Genomic DNA, 299 nt, shown 5'->3' on the forward strand with positions numbered 1-299 from the left:
GCCCGAGCTTGTCGGCGCACTCGCCGATGGCCTGCGTGCGGCAGGCGTCGACGTCGTCGACGTCGGCATGGTGCCCACGCCGGTCGGCTATTTCGCGGCGAGCGTGCCGCTTGCGCTGAAAGGCGGCGAGCGCCGCGTCGATTCGTGCATCGTCGTCACCGGCAGCCACAACCCGCCCGACTACAACGGCTTCAAGATGGTGCTGCGCGGCGCGGCGATCTACGGCGAGCAGATCCAGGCGCTGTACCGACGCATCGTCGACGAGCGCTATGAAACGGGCAGCGGCTCGTACGAGGCCC

At 69.2% G+C, this 299-nt stretch carries 1 pseudogene; it reads left to right on the top strand.

Annotation, left to right across the window (positions count from 1 at the left end):
• Nucleotides 1-299, top strand: a pseudogene (locus tag U4012_RS35710) (phosphomannomutase/phosphoglucomutase); the annotation flags it as partial.

The organism is Burkholderia sp. BCC1988, assembly GCF_905339895.1.
Classification (GTDB): Bacteria; Pseudomonadota; Gammaproteobacteria; order Burkholderiales; family Burkholderiaceae; genus Burkholderia.